The following is a 20,221-nucleotide window of genomic DNA, read 5'->3' as shown; positions in this document are numbered from 1 at the left end:
AAAGTTGTCCGGATTGAGTTATACTAACTAAGCGTCTGGTGAGCGGCTCCAAAAATGGAGCGTGAAACGTAAGCTCACCATCACTCAGTCGTTACTGTACTACAACAACCGTACAACAACCCGGCGAAAAAGTTCTGTGACGGTCTGTGATGAAATTCCAGCATTATCAAGCATTCATGACATTTTGAAAACGAAAAGTAATGGCGAAATTTGACTACGAATCAAAAGGCCGGGGGTTCGAATCCTGCCGGGGTCGCCAAATAAGCAGAGAGCCCAAGAAGACGAGCCGAAAGGCGAAGTCTGATTGGTGCGAATCGCTTAGTTCCAAGCGATAGTGCGGAACATCATCTAATATTTCAAGGGTTTTACGAGGTTTTCGTAAAGCTCTTTTTTTCGTTTTCATAGCAGTTTTACAACAACCGTACAACAACGTTTTTTTAGTTCAGAGGCCCATATGGCCCAGTTTAAACTTGTCGAAATCTTTTTACCTTCGATGGTAAGATATTCACTGGAGACAATTTTGTCGGGTAAATGAAGTTGTTTTGAGCCTAGCAGCAGCGCGGGCAGTATTAGACTATGAAAAGGAATGTTATCTTTTTCCATGAATATAATAGGTTCAAGCCAGCTAAAGGGCAATTGCAAATTCACTATTGCAGCGATCAGTCCTATGAGCCGGATTTCGTTGTCGAAACGGAAACTGAAAAAATCTTAGCGGAAACCAAGGCGGCCAATGAAATAGCGTCGCAGGATGTGCAGGACAAAGCTGCTGCCGCTATACAGTGGTGTAAACATGCCACTGCCCATGAATTGGCGGTGGGTGGAAAACCGTGGCGGTATGTTCTTGTACCTCATACTAGTGTGCAGGAGAATATGACGATACAAGGGTTAGCGGCAACGTTTATGGTGAAGTAAATAGGATTAGGGGAGGGGCGATTGGGCGCCAGCTTGGGCTGGCGGCAGACGAATTGAAGCCCGGCGACTTTCGTCGCCGGGCAGCTGGCGTAAGCGTTTAGGCCATGGCGAAACGATAGCATTCTTTGGCGCAGTGCATGCAGACGTGCGCGCAATGCTGCGAGGCATGGTCAGGATGTTTCGCACACTCATCGCCGCATACTTCACAAATATGGGCGCATAAACAGGCGATATCTTTGGCAAAGGCACTGCAGCGGGCAACATATTTGGCTGTTAAGCCACAGATATCAGCACAGTCCCGCAGCAAGCGCAGCTGTCTTACCCGCATTTCAACATTCGGCTGTTTGGCAACGTAGGCCGTCATGTGCTCACACATGGCTTCACAATCCTGAATAATTTTTACTAAGCAGTTGCTGGAATCGTAATCGGGGTTATGCATTCAAACACCTCCTTGCTTGTGTTCTCTTGGTTACATAATATTGTACGCTTGATACTGGCCAGAGGTTCCGGTTAAGGTGGCATAGCGGACAAAAAGGCGCAAAAAAAGCGCTTTTTCTTACAAAGGAAAAGCACTTTCCTGTTTTAATGAATAAATTTGCACAAGTAAGACTCCTATCTTCTAAAAGTGGGAGTTAAAGAGCGGCCAAGTCCCTGGATAAGGGCGACTTAGCTTCAGATGGAGTTAAAACCCCACCTGAAGCTAAGTCTACTTTTTTATAGATCACACTTTAAGTTTGAGTTGATCAATTTGTACTTGTAATTGTTCAATTTTACGCAAGATATCCTGATTTGCCGATTGAGCATCACGGTTGTTATTTTGGTCTGGTTCCTGGGCAGATAATTGGGCCGAGATAGTAACCATTATGGTGCCGATGGTGATATATACATTGCCGATAAAATTTAATTCATTCGCATCTTGACCTTCAGATAATGCTATAGAGAGTAAACTTATAGCCAAAGAGAACTCTTTAGGATCGGTATTTACAAGTGACACACTTTTCACCTCACTATTATTTTATGCAGCTTTATATTGGACAAGAACCGGATAAACCCAAATTGTTTGTTTTGCCATAATGCCGTAAAAACTTGACAGTATATATGGGAAATATCCTGTAAGACTGAACTCTCTATAGGATATTTTTTATGCGTATTTTAGTTACTGAAACGTGGCTATATAAACAAAACGGCTATAGAAAAAACAATAAAGAATGCCCCAAGCTTTCTCGACAGAATGGCTTGGGGCATTTGATTTAATCTATGATTCACCTTTATAAGCCTGGTGATAAATTTCCTTCAATTCCGATACCAATGGCAATCTTGGATTAGCGGTGGTGCACTGGTCTTCAAAAGCCTTGTCTGCCAGTTCATCCAAAACCTGAAAAAACTTATTTTTCGGTATGCCGCAATCTTGGATAGTCAAAGGCATGTGCAGTTTTTTCATCAAGTCTCTTATGGCATCTATCAGACTATTTACGCCTTCTCCGGTAGTACGGCTGCTCAATCCTAAGTATTTTGCTATCTCCGCATATTTTTCATCGGCGATATAGTGCTCGTATTTCGGGAAAGCATTAAACTTGGTGGGTTTGCTGGAATTATATCTGATAACATATGGCAGTAGTACGGCATTTGCCTTGCCGTGGGGAATAGGGAATTCCCCACCCAGTTTATGGGCTAAACTGTGATTAATTCCTAAAAAAGCGTTAGCAAAAGCCATTCCGGCAATACATGACGCATTATGCATTTTCTCCCGGGCTATCTTGTCCTCTCCGTTTTGATAGGCGCGCGGCAGATAGTCAAAGACCAGTTGGATGGCTTTCATCGCCAGCGCATCTGTATAGTCAGAAGCCATAACCGACACATAAGCTTCAATTGCGTGGGTTAAAACGTCCATCCCGGTATCGGCGGTTACTGTGGGTGGCACAGATTGAACGAAGTCCGGGTCAACGATGGCGACGTCCGGGGTTAGCTCATAATCGGCCAGGGGGTATTTGATTTCTTTTTCCGGGTCGGTAATGACAGTAAAGGAAGAAACCTCGGAGCCTGTACCTGAAGTAGTAGGGATAGCCACAAATTTGGCTTTTGTCCCGAGTGGCGGATACTTCACCACTTTCTTGCGGATATCCATAAATTTCATGCGCAGGTCATCGAAGTTGGTTTCGGGATGTTCATAAAACAGCCAGATTGCTTTCGCGGCGTCAATAACTGATCCGCCACCGAGAGCAATAATTACGTCCGGCTGAAATTTATTGATGGTTTCAACGCCTTTAAACACTGTTTCGACAGTCGGATCCGGCTGGACTGCGTTAAAGATTTCTGAATGGACATAACTCCTGCCTTCCCGATTGCGCAAGTGGTAAAGAACTTTTTCCACAAATCCCAGCTCTTCCATGGTCTTATCAGTAACAATAAAGGCCTTGGTAATATTCGGCATCTTCGAGAGATATTGAACAGAACCAGGTTGAAAATATATCTTCTCCGGTATTTTAAACCATTGCATATTGTACCTTCTCTTGACAACACGTTTTTTGTTAATCAAATTAACAGCCGTGACATTCGCTGTCGTGCTGTTGCGGCCAAATGACCCACAACCTAATGTCAGCGATGGCATACTTGTGTTATAAATATCGCCGATGGCTCCATGACTGGAAGGTTGGTTGATAATAATTCTGCCAGTATTGGCCTGCTTTGCATACTGATTGATAACAGCATCATCATTCGAATGAATGACTGCTGAATGTCCTGCTCCTCCAAAATTGATCATCTCTACTGCGCGCTGGATGCCTTCATTTGAATCTGCCACTTTATAGCAGGCCAATACAGGGCTTAACTTCTCACGGGACAAGGGATAGCCGGGTCCAACCCCTGCTAATTCAGCCACGAGTATTTTGGTGTCCGCAGGGACTTTAAATCCAGACATTTGGGCAATGGCGCAGGCCGACCGGCCAACAATCTCAGGATTAACATTGCCTGAATGTTCATCGAAAACAGTCTTCTCTAATTTTTGCCGTTCTTCCTCATTGACAAAATAACAGTTATTATTCTTCATATACTCCGTAACCGCGTCATAGATGCCGGTATCAATGATTACCGCCTGTTCTGAGGCGCAAATCATACCATTGTCCAATGTCTTGGACATTATTAAATCGGTCACTGCCCGTTTGATATCTGCGGTTTTTTCAATATAACAGGGTACATTGCCAGGTCCGACACCCAGAGCCGGTTTACCTGCGCTATAGGCTGCTTTGACCATCGATGAACCACCGGTAGCCAATATCAGGGAAATACCATCATTCTTCATTAAGGCCTGAGTCGCCTCCAAGGAAGGCTCGTCGGTCCATTGAATGCAATATTCCGGCGCTCCGGCTTTAATAGTAGCGTCGCGCATTACTTTGGCCGCTGCTGCACTGCAGTACTGAGAATGGGGATGAAACGCAAAGACAATCGGATTTCTTGTTTTCATCGCGATAATGGCTTTAAACAGGGTAGTCGAAGTAGGATTAGTAACCGGTGTAATACCGGCAATTACCCCCACCGGTTCAGCTATTTCAAAATAGTCTTCTTCTTCGTTGTCTTCAATTATCCCCACAGTCTTTTGATATTTGATACTGTGATAAACATATTCGGTTGCAAACAGGTTTTTGATAATTTTATCTTCATAAACGCCTCTTTTGGTTTCTTCGACAGCCATTTTAGCCAGTCGCATATGGTTGTCCAGTCCGGTCAGAGCCATTTCTTTAACAATATGATCTACCTGTTCCTGGCTAAGTTTGACCATTTCCGCGAGTGCGTTTTTACCGTTTTCCACTAAAATCTCTATTCTGTCAGGTATGCTATTTCCATTTTGGTCAACCATATAAATTCCTCCTTTTTATCGCTTCTACTAGTGTGTTAAAGAATGTAAGGTTTTATTACTTGGTAGTGTATTCTTCCACCTGCTGGCCAGGATTGCCGACCGGCTGCCGGCGTTGGGCGGCGAGCGGGAAAAGCAAGAGCAGTAAATTAGGCAGCAAGGGAAAATAAAAAGGCCGCCCTCATCAGAAGAAGGCGGCGCTGTGTTGCGGCCAAGCAAGGAACGGAAATTTACTTTTTTTGACTGGAAGGATATGCTATACTAATTATATAGGTTGTCAAGGGAGCGGTTGGCCACACCCTTTGTAGAAAGGGGGTGGTATGATGACAATATTCGAGGCGATGTATCTGATGATATTTGCAACGCTTGTTGTGATCATTATAAAGCAGAAATAACCGCCCCTGCCTAAGGATTGCGGTTATTTCGATAACCAAAACTCTGAGCTAACCGTTTCCGGTTAGACAACCTATGGGGCTGGCGTGCTTGCGACACGTCAGTCCTTTTCTTATATTATACCCAGTAAATGAAAAATATGCAATCAGTCAGGAAAAACAAGTACAGGCCAACGGAAAGGTAAGCATTCGGGTACATATTTTTTTGTTCATTTCCTTGCTTTGGATTACCACGGCTTGGATACCGGGGCATCAGCAGACGAATCTAATGGGGGTTAAACCTCTATAACTGTCCCTACATTGCAATTAAAAAACTTTTCACCGAATAACTGTGCTAAACGCATACTCATTTCGAAGCCGGTACAATGCGAAACCCCGAGACGGCCAATACCCATGTCAGTCAACGCTTCCAGGGATTTTTCTTTCTGCTCCCTGCTTACCGACCAGAGATGCGTGCCGCCGATTACGGCATAAATTCGATTTTCGCCGGTTTTTTGTTGGGCATATGTGAGAATATTGATAATGCCCGCGTGGGCGCACCCCAAAATGACGAGTAAGCCTTGTGCGGTTTTAATAACTATACTTTGATCATCCCATACTTTGTCTTTGACGAAACCATTGGCAGTCTTCAGGAGCATATCGTCGTCGCCCTGTTCATAAGGAGTGACCCGCGGGATCTCTCCCGTTAAGTATAACCCGGGGATAATTTCTGTAAATTCCGTGTTGAATTTGAATTTGGCTCCGGCACTTTCCAAAGCCGCCCGGCAAAAGGGAACACCAATGTATTTGTAGCCGGAACGGGCAAGGTAGCCTTCGTTGAATAAGCCGGGATGCGCATAAACGTCAACCGGCTTGGTTGCTGTTATTTTTACCGCATCCAATAGACCTCCGGTATGATCAATGTGGTGATGGCTGAGGATAATTCCTTGAATAGAGGATAAATCTTTGCGGAATACGTTCGCATTATTGAGCAAGGCTTTGCCTTGACCGGTATCAAAGAGAAAATTGCCATGCTTAGTTTCCAGGAAAACAGACCAGCCGTGTTCTGCTATCGCTCCCAGATTGCTGAACACACTGTTTTCCGATAGTACGGTTACTCTAATCTTCATAAAAAAACCTCCATAATCGTGTCATTACTGATGGTCCTATCTTGCTCAAGATAAGGTTTATTTATATAATGACCAATCCATATTTTGCGTTTGAATTTTAACCATGTGACGATATAAGCCGTCTTGTTTTAGCAAATCATCGGGTTTGCCTTGCTGGGAAACATATCCGTCAGACAGAACAACGATCTTATCTGCATTGGCGACTGTTCTCATACGATGGGCAATAATCAAAACAGTTTTATTCTTAATGAGTTCTGTCAAGGCCGTCTGAATCTTTGTTTCATTTTCTACATCCAAGGAAGCAGTAGCTTCATCCAGCAAAATGATGGGCGCATTTTTAAGAATGGCTCTGGCGATGGAAATACGCTGACGTTCTCCGCCTGATAATACGGAACCATTCTCGCCAATAACCGTATCATACCCCATAGGCATACGCGATACAAACTCATCACACATAGCCATTCTTGCAGCTTCTCGTACTTCTTCATCTGTTGCCTCACGTTTTCCCAAACGAATATTTTCCATGACAGTGTCATTAAATAAGGTGACATCCTGAAAAACAATCGCATAATTTTTCAGTAGCGCTTCCGGATCGATTGCCGTTATATCCTGGCCTCCCAGCGTAATCTTACCGGAATCTGCATCCCAGAAACGTGCCGCCAGTTTTGCAGCAGTACTCTTGCCATCGCCGGAAGGACCTACAAGAGCTGTCACTTCTCCTTGTTTTGCCACGAAAGAAACATCCTTTAAAACCGGCTCAGCGGTGTTATAAGAAAATGCGACATGGTCAAATTCAATATTATAGCCATTGAGCCTATAATTTTTTTCACCATGTTGAACTGGCTGTGCTTTCATTTCCTGCATTCTTGTAACAGGAATTTCAGCCATAAAAATTTCAGCAACATTTGACAGTGTTCCGGACAAAGGATCATACAATCTTGACGCCGTAATCAAAAAGATCAGGTAAGTCAGCAAATCGGTTTTCCCTGCAATTAAAAATTCACTGCCTGCCAATATTACCGAGGCCAAGCCAAGCCGTAACACCGCTTGCGCACTGGTCACAAAAGCACCCAGGGTCAATTCAGAATGAATATGCGCCTGTTCTGCTGCATCCAGTTTTTTGTCCAATCCTTCTATATACCGTTCTTTCATACTGCAGGCCTTTATATCCTGGATGGTTTCCAGGCATTCCTGAATACCGTCGGCACAAATTCTTTTGGCTTGATAATGCTTAAGCTCGGCCCTGTTCTGCAGATATTTTGAACCAATAATCATAAGAAATGCTGCAGGAATAACCCATAATACGGCAAGTCCCATACGCCAATCCGTATAAAGCAAGCCAATGGTAATAACAAGTGTGGAAAGCATAGCCCCAAACAATTGGGGAACAGCATGGGAAAAAGCATGTTCCAATGTCGCGCAATCCCCCATAATCGTATTCGTTAAATCCGATAAATCTCTTTTACCGAAAAAGGACAAAGGCAACTGACGAAGTTTTTCCGCTAAATTAATCCTTCTTGTGGCGCTTTCCGTATAGGTAGAAATAAATACACTGGAATACTGTAAAGACTGGCAACAATATAAAACAATAAACACTACGAAAACAAGCAGCACATATTTCATCAGGTTTGGTGTTGAAGCGCTTGTCCCTAACAGCGGCTGTAACAGCTCATCCAGCAGCATGATAAAAAGCCCGACAGGAAGCATCATAGTAAGATCGGCCAAGGCACTATATAAACTGCCTTTGATTAAATCCTTTGCCCCGCTTTCGCTGAGTGCAAATTTCTTTTGCAATAATTTAAGCATGTCCTACCGCCTTTCCGACCTTCCATGCAACGGAGGTCTGATATTCCTGCCACATGCCGGCATACACACCCTTTTGCCTTACTAACTGATCATGAGAACCTCGCTCCACAATCTCGCCCAGTTGCATGACTAAGATACAATCCACATTTTTAATGGAAGAAAGGCGATGGGCAATCATTAATACCGTTTTTCCTTTCGTCAGGTGTTCAAAGGTTTTTTGAATCTGATACTCATTTTCCGGATCGGCGAAAGCAGTCGCCTCATCTAAAATAATAATCGGAGCATCTTTTAAAATGGCTCTTGCTAACGCAATCCGCTGTTGTTCCCCGCCTGAGAGGTAAACACCGTCAGTTCCCACAACCGTATCAATTCCCTGCGGCAGCTTTGCCAAAATATCGTCGCACTGGGCCAGATGCGCTGCATAAAGAGCTTCTTTTCGGCTTGCCTCCGGTTTAGCCGCGCAAATATTATCCAACAGACTGGCTTTGAATAACTTTGTATTTTGAAATACAAAAGCGATTTTTCGCATCAAGTCTTCTTCTCGAATCTCCCTTACATCGATTCCGCCGATTCTAACGCTGCCCTCATTTACATCCCAAAAGCGCGGGACAAGGCTGGCCAACGTGGTTTTGCCGCCGCCGGAAGAACCTACTAAAGCATAGGTTTTCTCCTGAGGTACGGTAAAGCTCACCTGATAAACAGCCGGCTCTTTATTGCCTGGATATGTAAAGGTCACATTTTCAAAACAAATGCCGGTATCTTTCATTAATCCATCCAGGTTCCCTTCGGCAAGCGTTTCAGTCTGTATAATTTCATATACACGATCAACGGCCTCTTTGGCCGCCATGATACTTTCTCCCATACGCATGATTTTGCTCATTATGGCAACGCACAAAGGGACAAACAGCATGTAGAAGATAAGATCCAAAAGGAATCCTTTATAATCTGCTGCCGTTAAGCTAAACAATATACCGATAGGCAGCAAAAGCAGGGAGGGGGCGTTAATCGTGATTATAAATCCCACAAAGGGTACACGGCATGATAAAGCGAAACTCGAGGCAAACTTCCAATATTTCTCAATTGATTCGTGGAAATTTTTAAAAGAATAAACGGTTTGCTGAAATACCTTTACAACCGAAATTCCCCTGACATATTCAACAGCAGCCGTATTCATTTCCTCAAGGGCATTCATATACTGATTCATACGATCGGCTCTCTTGCCGCCCATCATATTTTTCAAAAAAACCAGGCTAAGCAGAGGTGGAAATAAGCAAACCAGCCCCAATCGCCAATCAAAGCTAAAGAAAACTGCCAAAATAGCTAAGGGCATAACGACAGCGCCGGACACATCAGGCAATTGGTGAGCTAAAAAGGCATGTGTCAGACTGGCATTATCATCGATGATTTTTCGCAGCTTTCCGCTGGCATTTGTGTTAAAATACCCTAGCGGTAAATTTATAATTTTATGCATAGCGGCTTTCCGCATATTTTTCTCAACGCGAAAAGCAGCTAAATGGGAGCATAACGATGCTGCAAAATATAAAGCAATACTGGCAACGGCAAAGCTTACCGCCAGCCAGCCAGCCATACTTAACTATTTCCGCAGCCTGTGCAAAATCCGGCAATACTTTTAATAAATCACGGACTACTAACCATATGCAGATAAAGGGAACTATCGACAGCACAGAACTAAGCCCTGATAAAATCCAGGACAATACAAAAAGTATTCGATAACTCCCGGCAAATTCAAACAATCTCACAACCAATGAGTTTTTTTGAGCACTCACATGCATCCCTCCTAAAACTAAAGATAACTAATCATCGTTTTTCATCTTCTCACCTTCGCGAATTACAAGATTTAGCATACTCATTGTGATTTAATTGTTGCCGATGTTGTACTCTGCCCTTGGTAAGATATAAGCCCATAAGAATTACCACGGCTCCAAAAAATTGCATCCAGCCGAAGGTCTCGCCAAGAATAAGATAACCTGCTGCAACAGTGAAGACTGGTGATAAATTAAAATATAAAGATGCAGTAGTACTGCCAGCTTTAGCTGTTCCCCATATCCAGAGACAATTTGCCAGGCATAGCGGGAAAATGCCTGAGTAAAAGGCGCTGGCCCAGCCTGGCCACGGTATTGCCTGCCAATCAACGGCTAGCATGGAGGGCAGGGAAACAAGTCCAAAGAGACCGGTTGCAATAATTAGAACATAAGTGGTAATCTGATAAACTGAGTAGGTAGTAGATAACGGTCGTGAAAAAACTGTAAAATAACCATAGCTTATTTGTGCCGCTAAAATCAGCAAAGCCCCCCCAATATGATCGCCGGAAAAACTTATTGTTTTTCCAGTCCCGGCTACCATCAAAACAACACCTAGCAAGGAAAGAACAATGCCTTTAGCAACATCTGGTTTAATACTATCAAACCGGTGAAAGTGATTTATAATGGCAATACTGACCGGGAGGCAACCCAAAATAAGCGCCGCATTACCTGCCGTAGTGAGTTGTAGCCCAAAAGTAAAGAAAAGATGAAAAAAGAAAAAACCTAAACCGGAAATGAACAGTGTTTTTTTATCTTGCTGTCTTAATGGAACCCATTTACATAAGCGAGGAAAGATCAGCCAGCCAACAGCTAAAGCGGCAAAAAGACGCACAGCGCTATACGGCATTGGCGGAATGTGAATAAGCCCGATTTTCATTGCCGGAGGATTTAAGCCCCATATAAAAGCAACAAGAATTAATAGCAAATGAACATACATAATAGATTCTCCCTTCAACAAAAAATAGAAGTCCGCTGCATCCTTGCAACTGACTTCTATTTTAAAGAAGATAATGTGGAACTAATACTCCATATAGATTGATTTAGCTCCATTTAGTCAATGTGATTTTCGGTAAGCTGAAGGAGAGATATGTATTACGGCTTTAAAGGCACTGGCAAATTTACTGGAATTTTCATAACCGACATTACCGGCAATCACCGTAATGCTGTCTTGACTCGTAAGCAGCATAGCCGCTGCTGCCTGCATGCGGTATGTTCGTATAAAAGCATAAACGGGTATTCCGTAAACCGCTTTAAAACAAGAATTCATGGCGGTAAGGGATATACCAAACCGTTTAGACAATTCCTCTAAGGTAAAGTGACACGCTATGTTTTGTGTTAGAAATTGTTTGATTTGCTTGATCTTATTGACTTGGCTTTTTGGAAAATAAGGACGCTTTTCAAACGGTTCGGAAGCATCTATTATACTAAGAAAAAGTAACAGTTCCAGTACCTTTAGTTTAAAGTATCCGTGTTTCACTTCATCGGGGATCGTATAAAGCTCCGAAAAAATATGCTGTATGGAATCTTTCGCCCGTACAATAAAGCAGCGGTCATCGGCACATAATTTATCGCGTAATGCGTATAAATCAATAGAAATATCCTGCAATACGGTGGAAATCATGTTAGATGCCTCTTCGAGATCGATAAGAATCGATACCCCGTGATAATGTTTCAGAGGAAAGGTGGCATTTGTGCCTCGGCTATTTACCAGTGTATTAACAGCAAGATCGCCTTCGCTTAAATACGTATACATTCCATTGATAAATTCACATTCAAACCGGCCCTCGCGGCAATGGTTAATCTCTATTATATCCTTATGTAAAAAGCTGTGATGGGGGCATGTCCCCATATGAAAATCATTGTACGCCAACTGAATTCCGGGAAAAACCTGATAACTTGTAATCATTCCTGTTCCTTCATCATTTTTCATCTCGTAAACTGTACAGTGTTCTGACTGCTCAATTATTTTAATATCGGCATCATATAAAAAATTGTTTTGAAATACATTGTTCATAAAATACCTGCTTATTTGATAATAATACTCATTTGAATTTATCATACGCAATGAATTGTTTTTTGTAAAGTAAAAAGTTAAAGCAAATCCGAGATCTGGAGACAGATTTGGATGAGTTGTTACCCTGGTCTAATATTCTGCTAGCCGATGAGTCGGATACCTAATAAATTGTAATTGATGCCATGCAAATGGAGGAGTTGGCCCGCCTGACGGCGACTTACGGTTTTCCTATGGTAGTGGCCTTCTGCCTTTTGGTCAGACTGGAAAAGCGTCTGACCGAACTGACCAGCGCAATCAACCAGATGTGTAATTGCGTCGAAAGGATGGAGGTCACGAAAAAATGATGCTAAACACAGTGTATGGCCCGCCGGCGGCGGATATGGAGCGGATTGAGGCGGCAGAGCCGGAAAAGAGAACAGCATCCGGGAAGAGGAAAAGGAAGAGACGCCTGCTGCCAGTCCTGCCGAGCAAAAGCGTAAAAAAAGGAAAGGCGCGGAGGGGTAATGAACCTGGCCACGTTAGATGCAGTGCTTGCCGGACGATATTAACAAGGCGCACCCCGAGCGGCTCAAAGCGATAAGAGACATAGTAGGACTGATTTTCACCGCCCGCAAATTGCATAGTTTATAAACGAAGCTGCACGCTGTCTGGCGTGCGGTTTCGTTTTTTTAATAGTAACTGTTGTTTTCCCTAAAGTTACAATATATCTTAAATTAGACTTTAAGTTCGTTTGAAATAACAGAAAAATAAAATGAAATATTTTGCTTGAAAATCTTATTTTTTGTTACAATAAACTTATATATAATTTGATAGAGGAAGCAGGCGGTATACAATGATGATGTATGACGGGATGATGGGCGGCTATGGGCTCATCTTTATGTTGGTCTATTTGGGGCTGTTGGTGTATTTTTTTTACCTTTTGTCCAGCATGGCCAAATCGCTGGGCCGGATTGCCGATCGGCTGGACAGGCTGCCGTCTTTGGGCGGCGAACGGAAGAATCAAGAATAAAGTGAGACTTGATTCAGGTGGAGTTTTAACTCCATCTGAATCTTAGCCGAACTTATCCAGGGACTTAGGCGCTCTTAACTCCCACTTGTAGAAGATGGGAGTCTTAGAGCGCCTTGGTCATCGGATAAAATATAGGCAGCACATTCCTGTACACGGAAAAAGGAAGCCAGCCCAGATTGAAAATAGGGTTGGCTTTTTTACGAGCAGTGAGATGTTGTCAAAGTTATCCTTGACCGCAGGGTTTGGCTTGGTATCGGTAGGGGCGGGCAGCAGCCGAGCCGCCGTGTGGGAGTAATTTAACGCAGGCAAGGCACCCGCTTTCGTTTCAGCAATTTTTCCATAAGCCGCTTGCCGGTCCGAGAGCGCCATTTTGACGGCGTAGTTATTTTTGAGAGCCAGCCGGATGCTGTCCGTCAACGTGAGTTCAAGGGGTGCGGCCCAGGCTGTATGGGTGATGAACCAACAGCAGACGATGATACTGCTTAACCATTTGTTTCGTTTCCCTATGTGACGATTCTCCATGTAGATTCCTCCTGTTTAACTCCATTAGTCTGGAAACGGCAGTCCTTGCCCCTGTTCTTCATGGGCGATGCCGTCGCGCAGACGGTACAGCCGCTTAAAGCGGGGAATGATAATGTCATCATGCGTAACCACGATAATGGCGGTTTGGTATTGTTCGGCCAGCTTGGTCAGCAGTTTCATGACAATAAGGGACCGTTCACTGTCTAAGGGAGCAGTCGGCTCATCCGCCAGGATAAACGGCGGTTTATTGGCCAGGGCGCGGGCAATGGCTACGCGCTGCTGCTCGCCCCCCGACAGTTCGGACGGTTTGGCATGAGAACGATGGTCAACTTCCAGCGCGGTTAATAGTTCCATGGCACGTTCGCGTGCCTTGTTATTCGACTGGCCTGCCAGCATCGGCAACAGAGCAACATTGTCCAGTACCGAAATAAACGGGATAAGATAGGGAGCCTGAAATACAAAGCCGATTTTATCCCGTCTGAGTGCTCTAAGGTCGCCCACACGCCAACCGTTGTCATAGATGACTTCTCCTCCCAGGACAATTTTGCCGCTGGTCGGGTCAATAACCGCTCCCAGGCACTGGAGTAACGTGGTTTTGCCTGAACCGCTGGGACCTAGCAGGCCGACGACTTCACCAGGCGAGACTTCGAGATTGACGCCTTTGACGGCATGGACGGCGGTGGCACCAGAGCCATAGGTTTTGACCACATTGTCCATACGGATGGCTAAAGAAGGATTGGAATGCTCAGTTGTCATAGTATCATCCTCCTATCGCCGAAGCCGGCTGAACTTTGAGCGCGGCCCGAATGCCGGTGATGCTGGCCAGGGTGCAAATCAAGAGCGTAATGATAAAGGCGGCAATGCTATCGGTCAGCACAAATTCAATATGTTTGGGAAACAGCGGTGCCCATAGGGTAGCCGCCGTTTTGCCTACGGTAAAGCCAATGAGACCCAGTCCCCAGGCTTGCTGCAAAATCATGCCGGCAATAATCCGGTTTTTGGCGCCAATGAGCTTTAGTACGGCAATTTCTTTAATTTTGCCCATGGTCATGGTGTAAATAATCAGGGCGATAATGGCGGTGCTGACGATGGCCAGAATGATCATAAAGATGCCTAATTGCCGGAGCGCGTTTGAGATTACTTTAACCAGGAGAATCTGTTCCATCTGCGCAAACGTATAGACTTCAAAGTGTTTCCAGCGCCGGATGGTATCAGCGACAACGGCCGGGTCGTAGCCAGGAGCTACCCGGACCAAGACGGCGTTTATTTTGTGATTGGACTGCTGGGATTCGGTGACCGCTTGCAGGAGGCCGGGCACGCCGGGACGGTTGAGCTTGGGGTCGGCGGCCAGGCGGTTGCGGTCATTGTAGATGGAGGTATTATCTTTTTGAAACTGTACTTCTTGCGCGTCCTGCATGGTGATAAAGACCACCGGGTCGCCGCCGGAGGATACCATGCGGTCGGTTAAGCCCACCACGGTGTATTCGTTGCGGCGGATGCCGATTTTGTCACCGACTTTAAAGCCGGTCTTGGTGTCGGCAATGGCTTCGTAACGGGATTTGCTGATGGGGCGGCCGGCTACCAGATAGGGCGGTTCACCGGGTTTATCATGTTCAAACCCGGCCACCATCGCCCGCACGTCTTTGTCACCATATCGCACCTGGACGGTCAGATAGGCTACGTTGCTGACTTCGGCCACCCCGGGCAGGCCAGCGATGCTGCGATATACATCATCATAAAGGGTGGAGGATTCGGCGTAAGGCCCCATCGTATCATCCTGCACCACCCACAGGTCCGCATGGGTGCCGCGGATGAGGGCCAGGGCATCATCGATCATGCCGCGCACCAGACCGGTCATGGTCAGGGTCACGCCGATTAACAGACCCAGACCGACTGCCGTTAGTACATACCGGACCCAGCTATGGGAGACTTCTTTTACGGCTAAGTTAATCATGGCTTTTTCTCCACCCGGACGCTCATGCCATCGGTTAGTTGCTTCGGGCTGTAGATTACCACGGCGTCGCCGGGATTTAATCCGTCAATAATTTGCGTCTGGCCGTCCAGTGTCTGTGCACCAATGGTAACCGGCTGAAACCGCAGATGGCCGTTATCCACGATCCATACGCCATTTTGTTTGTCGATTCGTTTGACGGCGGCGGTGGGCACAACGAGCGCATCGGTAACAGGGGGGAGGTCAATGGTGACTTCGGCTAACTCGCCAAGGGGAATCAGGCCGGCCAAATCGCTAAACATAACGTCGACAAACCGTTCCTCGGTTACATTATCGCCCTGGACTTCCAGACGCGCCACTTTCCCTACCAGCGGAGCAGTCTGGCGGGAGCGCAGGACAATGCTGGCGGGTTGACCGATGGCAATCCCGTAAAACCGGGACTGATCAATGCGGGTTCGCACCCATAAGGTTGCGGGGTCTACCAGGTGAAATACCGACTGTCCTGCGACAACCGTTGTGCCGGGTTCGGCGTCCCGGGATACGATTATGCCGTTCACCGGGCTGACCAGTTGTAAGTTGGTGCGCTGGCTTACTAGCGCGTTTTGGTCGGATGCCGCCCGGGCTACTTCTTCCCGCGCCGCGGCCAGCGAAGCCTGGGCGGATTCATAGGCGGCCTGGGCCGCATTGGCTTCATTTTGTTTGGAGTCGGCAAGTTCAGCACTGATCGCCTGGGCTGCTAATAAATCGTTATAGCGCTTGGCGTTGGTCTGGGCCAAGGCATTACGGCTGTAGGTATCCCGTACTTGCGCTTCACTAACCGCCACAGAACTCTGGGCTTTGGCGACAGCCGCCGCCGCGGACTGCACTTTGGGGTTTAAATCAACAGGATCAATTTCGCCCAGTACCTGTCCGGCTTGTACCACGTCGCCATGATCAGCCAGCACGGACAATACTCTTCCGGCCTGGGTCGGTCCGACGGTGTAGGCGAGGCGGGCTTCCACGGTGCCGATGCCGAACACGGCAGGTTTCAGGTTTTCTTTGTGCGCTTTAGCGACGGTTACCTTGGGCGGACCCAAGGGTCCTTTGGTGTACAAAAACCAGCCGGAGCCGCCAATTACCGCCAGGGCGCAGACGGCGACAAGCGGGCGTTTCCACTTTGTTAACCAGGTCCTCAACATTCATCACCTCAATGATAATAATTAGGAGGAAACACTACCGGGGGTTTAGGGTAGCAAGTAGTAGAAGTTCCATAAACAAGACTAACAGTTTGACCATGTGCAGACCTCCTGAGGAAAAGTATAGTAGAAAAGTTAGGCGAAACTGTGCCACAAATGTAAAATAAGTGTGAAAACATTTTAGTATATACATGCAAAAGCATCTTGCGGTTGGCAAGATGCTTTTGCTCTACTGTTCTTTATTTATTTTGTTGCTGTTGCCAGCCAGGGCCAAAACCATGGCCACCGCGCATCATACCAGGGCCTCTGCCCATCATGCCGGGACCAGCAAAACCTTGGTCAATCCGTTCCTGCATCCAGGCGATACGCTCATTAGCCTGTTCTTGGGTAAGGTTGCCAAACTCTACTTGTTTTTGAATAACCTGTTTGCGAACTTCGAACATTTGTTTTCTAAGGTCGGTCATTTGATTAAAGAGGGGGGCCAGTTCCTGCTTTTGTGCATCGGTTAGATTCGTCTGGTTGCGGGCGAAGGGCGGCACGTTGGTCGGAGTTGCGGCATATACCAGGGAAGCGGCAAAGGCGAGCACCAACAAACCGACTACCGCGATGAGAAGGGATTTTTTCATACTTTTTACCTCCTTGTATTGATTAATCGGTTGGTTTTTTTCCAACTGATTTTAGTGTAAACAATAAGTAAGGCAAAAGTATGGAGAAAGTGTAACAAAAGTGTAAAATCTAATTGGGGTTCGAATGGGGTATCAGATTATTGCTGTTATGCTAGAGGAAATCGGACCGTGACAGTGGTACCTTGACCAGTCTGGCTGGTGACTGTCACCGTCGCCTGGTGCAGCTCAATAATTTGCTTGGCGATGGCTAACCCCAGGCCGGTGCCGCTATCGTCCCGGCAATGGGATTTATCCACTTTGTAAAAGCGTTCCCAGATGTAGGGCAAATCTTCGGCCGGAATTCCGGTGCCGGTGTCGGCAGCTTTCACGGCTACGGCATCACCGTCGGTAAAGGTCGTGAGGGTTACCGTCCCGCCGGACGGGGTGTATTTTATGGCATTATCCAACAGGATTAAGAGAAGCTGGGTGATCCGGTCGCCGTTAGCCTGAATCGCAGGGAGAGGTTCTTGGGTGTTGGTCACTAGGTGAATGCCTTTTTGCTTTGCTTGTTGTTTAAGCATATGCACCACACTGTCGGCTATCGCCGCCAGTGGTATTTTTTCCTTGTCGGCAACCTTGGCTGACTGCAGCCGGCTGAGGTCCAGCAAATCATTAATCAGGCGTTCCAGTCGCACCGCTTCGTCCCGCATCAGGCAGTAGTATTTTTTTATTTGCGCAGGGTTGTCAACCGTCCCGTCCAGCAGCGCCTCGTTATAGCTCCGGATAATGGTCAGCGGTGTCCTCAGTTCATGGGACACATTGGCCACGAAATCACGGCGCAGTTTTTCCATTTTATTGAGTTCGGCAAGATAACTGGCCAAATCCCGGGCCAGGGAATTGAGCGTTAAGCCCAGACGGCCCACTTCATCGCTGGTTTCTACTTTGACCAGGGTGTTATAATCACCCCGCGCCATGGCGCCGGCTGTTTCCTGCATATCTTTGAGCGGGCGCACGATATTACGGGTGAGATAGTTGACCACCAAGAGGGCTAACAGGACAGCCAGGAGGCCCGCCCCGCCGATATAGTAGTAAAGGTGCTGCAGGAAAGCGTTAATGCCGGCCACTGGCGCATGCAGCAACACTGCTCCGCCCACCTGGCCGTTTGCCAGGGTGATGGGAACGGCTACAACCAGCATTTTTTCGCCGTAATATGGGTTGTCGAACGTTTTTGTCCAAGTTTTGCCGTCAACAAATACCGGGTCCAGTTCGTTGATGATGGCGTTCAAGCCACCCATGGCTTGAAATCCAAGCCCAGGGCGGCTGGGATTGCCCGGAGCAGGTCCGCCGTTCATGCGCCAGCCAGGACCCCGGCCCATGCCGGACATGTTGACTACGCGGCGGGATGCATCCAGTACCCATATCCGCGCGTCCAGGTAGCTGTCAGCGTTGGCCAGAAAAGCGTCCAGGTCGGTAAAACTGCCGGTTTCGGCATGAAAATTTTTCAGGGTGCCGGCCAGCTCCGTTCCCTTGGCAATAAGCTCTTGCTGCTTGGCCGCTAATGTCTGTTCTTTGATGAGGGCCGATACCCCCAAGAGGACGCCGCCTATTAAGACGATGATGACCAGCATAAAACTGAATAATAGTTTGAGTTGCAAGGAGTGTTTCATGGTCGTACCTCGAAACGATAGCCTACGCCCCACACTGTCTGAATGTCCCAAGGTGAAGTGTCCTTGATGCCAAGTTTTTGCCGGAGGCGTTTAATATGGCTGTCCACCGTGCGGGTTTCGCCGCAGTAGGTGTAGCCCCACACTTTTTCCAGCAGCATTTCCCGGGAAAAGGTTCGCCCGGGGTGAGAAGCCAGGCACCACAATAATTCCATCTCTTTTGAAGTTAACGGCACCGTTTGGCCGAAGGTAGTAATGGTGTGTTCATTGATATTGACTTCCAGATTGGTAAAGTGTAAGACATTGGCTTTCATAAATTCAGAGTCCGGCACCCGCCTCAGCACAGCGTTGACCCGGGCCACTACTTCCCGGGGATTAAAAGGTTTAGTTATATAGTCGTCTGCCCCTAACTCCAGGCCCATAATCCGGTCTTCGTCTTCGGCACGGGCGGTAAGCATGATAATGGGAACGCGGGAAAACTTGCGGATTTGCCGGCATACTTCGATGCCATCAAGTACCGGCATCATAATATCGAGCAGAATCATGCTGGGGTTTCGTTGTTCTATTTTACGAATGGCTTCCACACCGTCCGCTGCTTCCTCAACGGTAAAGTTTTCTTTGGTAAAATATAGCGCTAATATCTCCCGGATATTTTTATCATCGTCGACAATTAAGATTGTCTGTTCCCGCATCGTAATGCCTCCTTTGTGCTAACTGTTATCCTCATTATACTGAAAAGACGTGGCGGAAGTATGCCCCAAATGTAAAAAAAGTGTGAAATCTATTTTTTCAGACGATGTGCGGATTGATTTTTTAGTAACAGGGGAATATAGTAATATTGAGCATATGCTCATTTGGAGGTGGATACATGCCGAGACGACGTTGCTGTGGCTGGGTGGACCAGGAACCACAATGCCGACGATTTACGCCGGAAGGCAAAACAGACGCGCAACCGGTAGTTGTTGGCGTGGAAGAACTGGAAGCGGTGCGTCTAAAGGATTTAGAGGAACTGGATCAAGCCACCTGCGCGGCTGTGATGAATGTTTCGCGGCCCACCTTCCAGCGTATTTTACAATCGGCCAGGGCGAAAATTGCCCTAGCCCTCGTACAGGGTCAAACGATTTTAATTAAAGGAGGAAGTTACATGGTAAAAAATCGCGTATTTGAGTGTCGGGACTGCGGGCATACCTGGGAGGTTGCGCCTTGCACCGAGGGAAGGAAACACGGCTATGAGCTTGCCTGTCCGCAATGTGGCAGCATGAACAAAATGAAGGTTGACGAAACTGGCGTCAAGCATGCCTGCGGCGGGCATGACCATGGTCATGCCCACGGTCATGGTGGCGGCTGCTGCGGGCACTAAGTGTTAAGGTAAAGGAATTCGTAGGGGCC

General features: G+C 46.6%; 20 protein-coding genes. 4 read left to right on the top strand and 16 right to left on the bottom strand.

The annotated features are described in order from the left end of the window. Positions 1-399 precede the first annotated feature (399 nt). Positions 400-603 carry a class I tRNA ligase family protein gene (locus BLR65_RS31595; protein ID WP_143122528.1) on the bottom strand — a complete coding sequence of 68 codons (204 nt, stop codon included), beginning with the start codon at positions 601-603 and terminating at the stop codon, positions 400-402. Between BLR65_RS31595 and BLR65_RS28995 the strand changes: the two genes are divergently transcribed. After that, complete coding sequence (locus BLR65_RS28995) at positions 577-912, top strand: hypothetical protein (protein WP_144036437.1); 336 nt, start codon at positions 577-579, stop codon at positions 910-912. The genes BLR65_RS31595 and BLR65_RS28995 overlap by 27 nt on opposite strands. Positions 913-1,009: 97 nt before the next feature. Here the strand turns inward: BLR65_RS28995 and BLR65_RS07935 are convergent, their stop codons facing one another. The 8 genes from BLR65_RS07935 to BLR65_RS07900 all read right to left on the bottom strand — a co-directional run bounded on the left by BLR65_RS07935 (position 1,010) and on the right by BLR65_RS07900 (position 11,906). Then, the gene (locus tag BLR65_RS07935; protein ID WP_093793652.1) at positions 1,010-1,351 is read right to left on the bottom strand and encodes a four-helix bundle copper-binding protein; all 342 of its coding nucleotides are present in this window, start codon (positions 1,349-1,351) and stop codon (positions 1,010-1,012) included. Between the two features lie 282 nt (positions 1,352-1,633). Further along, the gene (locus BLR65_RS07930) at positions 1,634-1,906 is read right to left on the bottom strand and encodes a hypothetical protein (RefSeq protein WP_093793651.1); all 273 of its coding nucleotides are present in this window, start codon (positions 1,904-1,906) and stop codon (positions 1,634-1,636) included. A 261-nt stretch (positions 1,907-2,167) separates the two neighbouring features. Continuing rightward, positions 2,168-4,765, bottom strand: a complete 2,598-nt coding sequence (adhE, locus tag BLR65_RS07925) for a bifunctional acetaldehyde-CoA/alcohol dehydrogenase (protein WP_093793650.1) — start codon at positions 4,763-4,765, stop codon at positions 2,168-2,170. Between the two features lie 664 nt (positions 4,766-5,429). After that, on the bottom strand, positions 5,430-6,263 hold the full coding sequence (locus tag BLR65_RS07920; RefSeq protein ID WP_093793649.1) for an MBL fold metallo-hydrolase: 834 nt from the start codon (positions 6,261-6,263) through the stop codon (positions 5,430-5,432). Between the two features lie 57 nt (positions 6,264-6,320). After that, entirely contained in the window at positions 6,321-8,069 is a 1,749-nt protein-coding gene (locus BLR65_RS07915) for an ABC transporter ATP-binding protein (protein WP_093793648.1), read from the bottom strand. Then, positions 8,062-9,657: an ABC transporter ATP-binding protein gene (locus BLR65_RS07910; protein ID WP_245692591.1), complete on the bottom strand. Its 1,596-nt coding sequence runs from the start codon at positions 9,655-9,657 to the stop codon at positions 8,062-8,064. Before BLR65_RS07910 ends, BLR65_RS07915 begins: the two co-directional genes overlap by 8 nt. A 248-nt stretch (positions 9,658-9,905) precedes the next feature. Further along, positions 9,906-10,829, bottom strand: a complete 924-nt coding sequence (locus BLR65_RS07905; protein ID WP_093793647.1) for a DMT family transporter — start codon at positions 10,827-10,829, stop codon at positions 9,906-9,908. 117 nt (positions 10,830-10,946) lie between these two features. Beyond that, positions 10,947-11,906, bottom strand: coding sequence for a helix-turn-helix domain-containing protein (locus tag BLR65_RS07900; protein ID WP_093793646.1), 960 nt, complete (start codon positions 11,904-11,906; stop codon positions 10,947-10,949). Between the two features lie 182 nt (positions 11,907-12,088). Here BLR65_RS07900 and BLR65_RS07895 point away from each other — a divergent pair, with 182 nt between their 5' ends. Together BLR65_RS07895 and BLR65_RS29630 are read left to right on the top strand one after the other, a co-directional pair. After that, positions 12,089-12,250, top strand: a complete 162-nt coding sequence (locus BLR65_RS07895) for a YvrJ family protein (RefSeq protein ID WP_093793645.1) — start codon at positions 12,089-12,091, stop codon at positions 12,248-12,250. A 488-nt stretch (positions 12,251-12,738) separates the two neighbouring features. Continuing rightward, a complete protein-coding gene (locus BLR65_RS29630; protein WP_169716943.1) occupies positions 12,739-12,915 on the top strand; it encodes a hypothetical protein in 177 nt (58 codons plus the stop codon). Between the two features lie 117 nt (positions 12,916-13,032). On the opposite strand, the gene BLR65_RS07885 is transcribed toward BLR65_RS29630, so the two are convergent. From BLR65_RS07885 to BLR65_RS07855, 7 genes are all read right to left on the bottom strand, one after another. Continuing rightward, positions 13,033-13,437, bottom strand: coding sequence for a TolC family protein (locus BLR65_RS07885; RefSeq protein ID WP_093793643.1), 405 nt, complete (start codon positions 13,435-13,437; stop codon positions 13,033-13,035). Positions 13,438-13,461: 24 nt separating this feature from the next. After that, complete coding sequence (locus BLR65_RS07880; RefSeq protein WP_093793642.1) at positions 13,462-14,193, bottom strand: ABC transporter ATP-binding protein; 732 nt, start codon at positions 14,191-14,193, stop codon at positions 13,462-13,464. Positions 14,194-14,197: 4 nt separating this feature from the next. Continuing rightward, the gene (locus tag BLR65_RS07875; RefSeq protein WP_093793641.1) at positions 14,198-15,391 is read right to left on the bottom strand and encodes an ABC transporter permease; all 1,194 of its coding nucleotides are present in this window, start codon (positions 15,389-15,391) and stop codon (positions 14,198-14,200) included. After that, positions 15,388-16,566, bottom strand: a complete 1,179-nt coding sequence (locus tag BLR65_RS07870) for an efflux RND transporter periplasmic adaptor subunit (RefSeq protein ID WP_093793640.1) — start codon at positions 16,564-16,566, stop codon at positions 15,388-15,390. Before BLR65_RS07870 ends, BLR65_RS07875 begins: the two co-directional genes overlap by 4 nt. A gap of 236 nt (positions 16,567-16,802) precedes the next feature. Further along, positions 16,803-17,189 carry a DUF2680 domain-containing protein gene (locus BLR65_RS07865; protein WP_093793639.1) on the bottom strand — a complete coding sequence of 129 codons (387 nt, stop codon included), beginning with the start codon at positions 17,187-17,189 and terminating at the stop codon, positions 16,803-16,805. A 146-nt stretch (positions 17,190-17,335) separates the two neighbouring features. Continuing rightward, entirely contained in the window at positions 17,336-18,835 is a 1,500-nt protein-coding gene (locus BLR65_RS07860) for a sensor histidine kinase (RefSeq protein ID WP_093793638.1), read from the bottom strand. Then, positions 18,832-19,524, bottom strand: a complete 693-nt coding sequence (locus tag BLR65_RS07855; RefSeq protein ID WP_093793637.1) for a response regulator transcription factor — start codon at positions 19,522-19,524, stop codon at positions 18,832-18,834. Before BLR65_RS07855 ends, BLR65_RS07860 begins: the two co-directional genes overlap by 4 nt. Before the next feature lie 176 nt (positions 19,525-19,700). Here BLR65_RS07855 and BLR65_RS07850 point away from each other — a divergent pair, with 176 nt between their 5' ends. Beyond that, complete coding sequence (locus BLR65_RS07850; RefSeq protein WP_093793636.1) at positions 19,701-20,192, top strand: DUF134 domain-containing protein; 492 nt, start codon at positions 19,701-19,703, stop codon at positions 20,190-20,192. Positions 20,193-20,221 lie beyond the last annotated feature (29 nt).

This window comes from Sporomusa acidovorans (assembly GCF_900101845.1).
Taxonomy (GTDB): domain Bacteria; phylum Bacillota; class Negativicutes; order Sporomusales; family Sporomusaceae; genus Sporomusa; species Sporomusa acidovorans.
The sequence above is the reverse complement of the archived record's forward strand: the minus strand, read 5'-3'. Positions and strand labels throughout refer to the sequence as shown.

Bases quoted from the DNA above. Each gene is read 5' to 3' on its own strand.
- BLR65_RS07915 (WP_093793648.1), bottom strand. From the start codon at position 8,069: ATGCTTAAATTATTGCAAAAGAAATTTGCACTCAGCGAAAGCGGGGCA.
- BLR65_RS07885 (WP_093793643.1), bottom strand. From the start codon at position 13,437: ATGGAGAATCGTCACATAGGGAAACGAAACAAATGGTTAAGCAGTATC.
- BLR65_RS31595 (WP_143122528.1), bottom strand. From the start codon at position 603: ATGGAAAAAGATAACATTCCTTTTCATAGTCTAATACTGCCCGCGCTG.
- BLR65_RS07905 (WP_093793647.1), bottom strand. From the start codon at position 10,829: ATGTATGTTCATTTGCTATTAATTCTTGTTGCTTTTATATGGGGCTTA.
- BLR65_RS07920 (WP_093793649.1), bottom strand. From the start codon at position 6,263: ATGAAGATTAGAGTAACCGTACTATCGGAAAACAGTGTGTTCAGCAAT.
- BLR65_RS07875 (WP_093793641.1), bottom strand. From the start codon at position 15,391: ATGATTAACTTAGCCGTAAAAGAAGTCTCCCATAGCTGGGTCCGGTAT.
- BLR65_RS07900 (WP_093793646.1), bottom strand. From the start codon at position 11,906: ATGAACAATGTATTTCAAAACAATTTTTTATATGATGCCGATATTAAA.
- BLR65_RS07910 (WP_245692591.1), bottom strand. From the start codon at position 9,657: ATGGCTGGCTGGCTGGCGGTAAGCTTTGCCGTTGCCAGTATTGCTTTA.
- BLR65_RS07870 (WP_093793640.1), bottom strand. From the start codon at position 16,566: ATGTTGAGGACCTGGTTAACAAAGTGGAAACGCCCGCTTGTCGCCGTC.
- BLR65_RS07865 (WP_093793639.1), bottom strand. From the start codon at position 17,189: ATGAAAAAATCCCTTCTCATCGCGGTAGTCGGTTTGTTGGTGCTCGCC.
- BLR65_RS29630 (WP_169716943.1), top strand. From the start codon at position 12,739: ATGATGATGTATGACGGGATGATGGGCGGCTATGGGCTCATCTTTATG.
- BLR65_RS07935 (WP_093793652.1), bottom strand. From the start codon at position 1,351: ATGCATAACCCCGATTACGATTCCAGCAACTGCTTAGTAAAAATTATT.
- BLR65_RS07860 (WP_093793638.1), bottom strand. From the start codon at position 18,835: ATGAAACACTCCTTGCAACTCAAACTATTATTCAGTTTTATGCTGGTC.
- BLR65_RS07880 (WP_093793642.1), bottom strand. From the start codon at position 14,193: ATGACAACTGAGCATTCCAATCCTTCTTTAGCCATCCGTATGGACAAT.
- BLR65_RS07855 (WP_093793637.1), bottom strand. From the start codon at position 19,524: ATGCGGGAACAGACAATCTTAATTGTCGACGATGATAAAAATATCCGG.
- BLR65_RS07850 (WP_093793636.1), top strand. From the start codon at position 19,701: ATGCCGAGACGACGTTGCTGTGGCTGGGTGGACCAGGAACCACAATGC.
- BLR65_RS28995 (WP_144036437.1), top strand. From the start codon at position 577: ATGAAAAGGAATGTTATCTTTTTCCATGAATATAATAGGTTCAAGCCA.
- BLR65_RS07895 (WP_093793645.1), top strand. From the start codon at position 12,089: ATGCAAATGGAGGAGTTGGCCCGCCTGACGGCGACTTACGGTTTTCCT.
- adhE (WP_093793650.1), bottom strand. From the start codon at position 4,765: ATGGTTGACCAAAATGGAAATAGCATACCTGACAGAATAGAGATTTTA.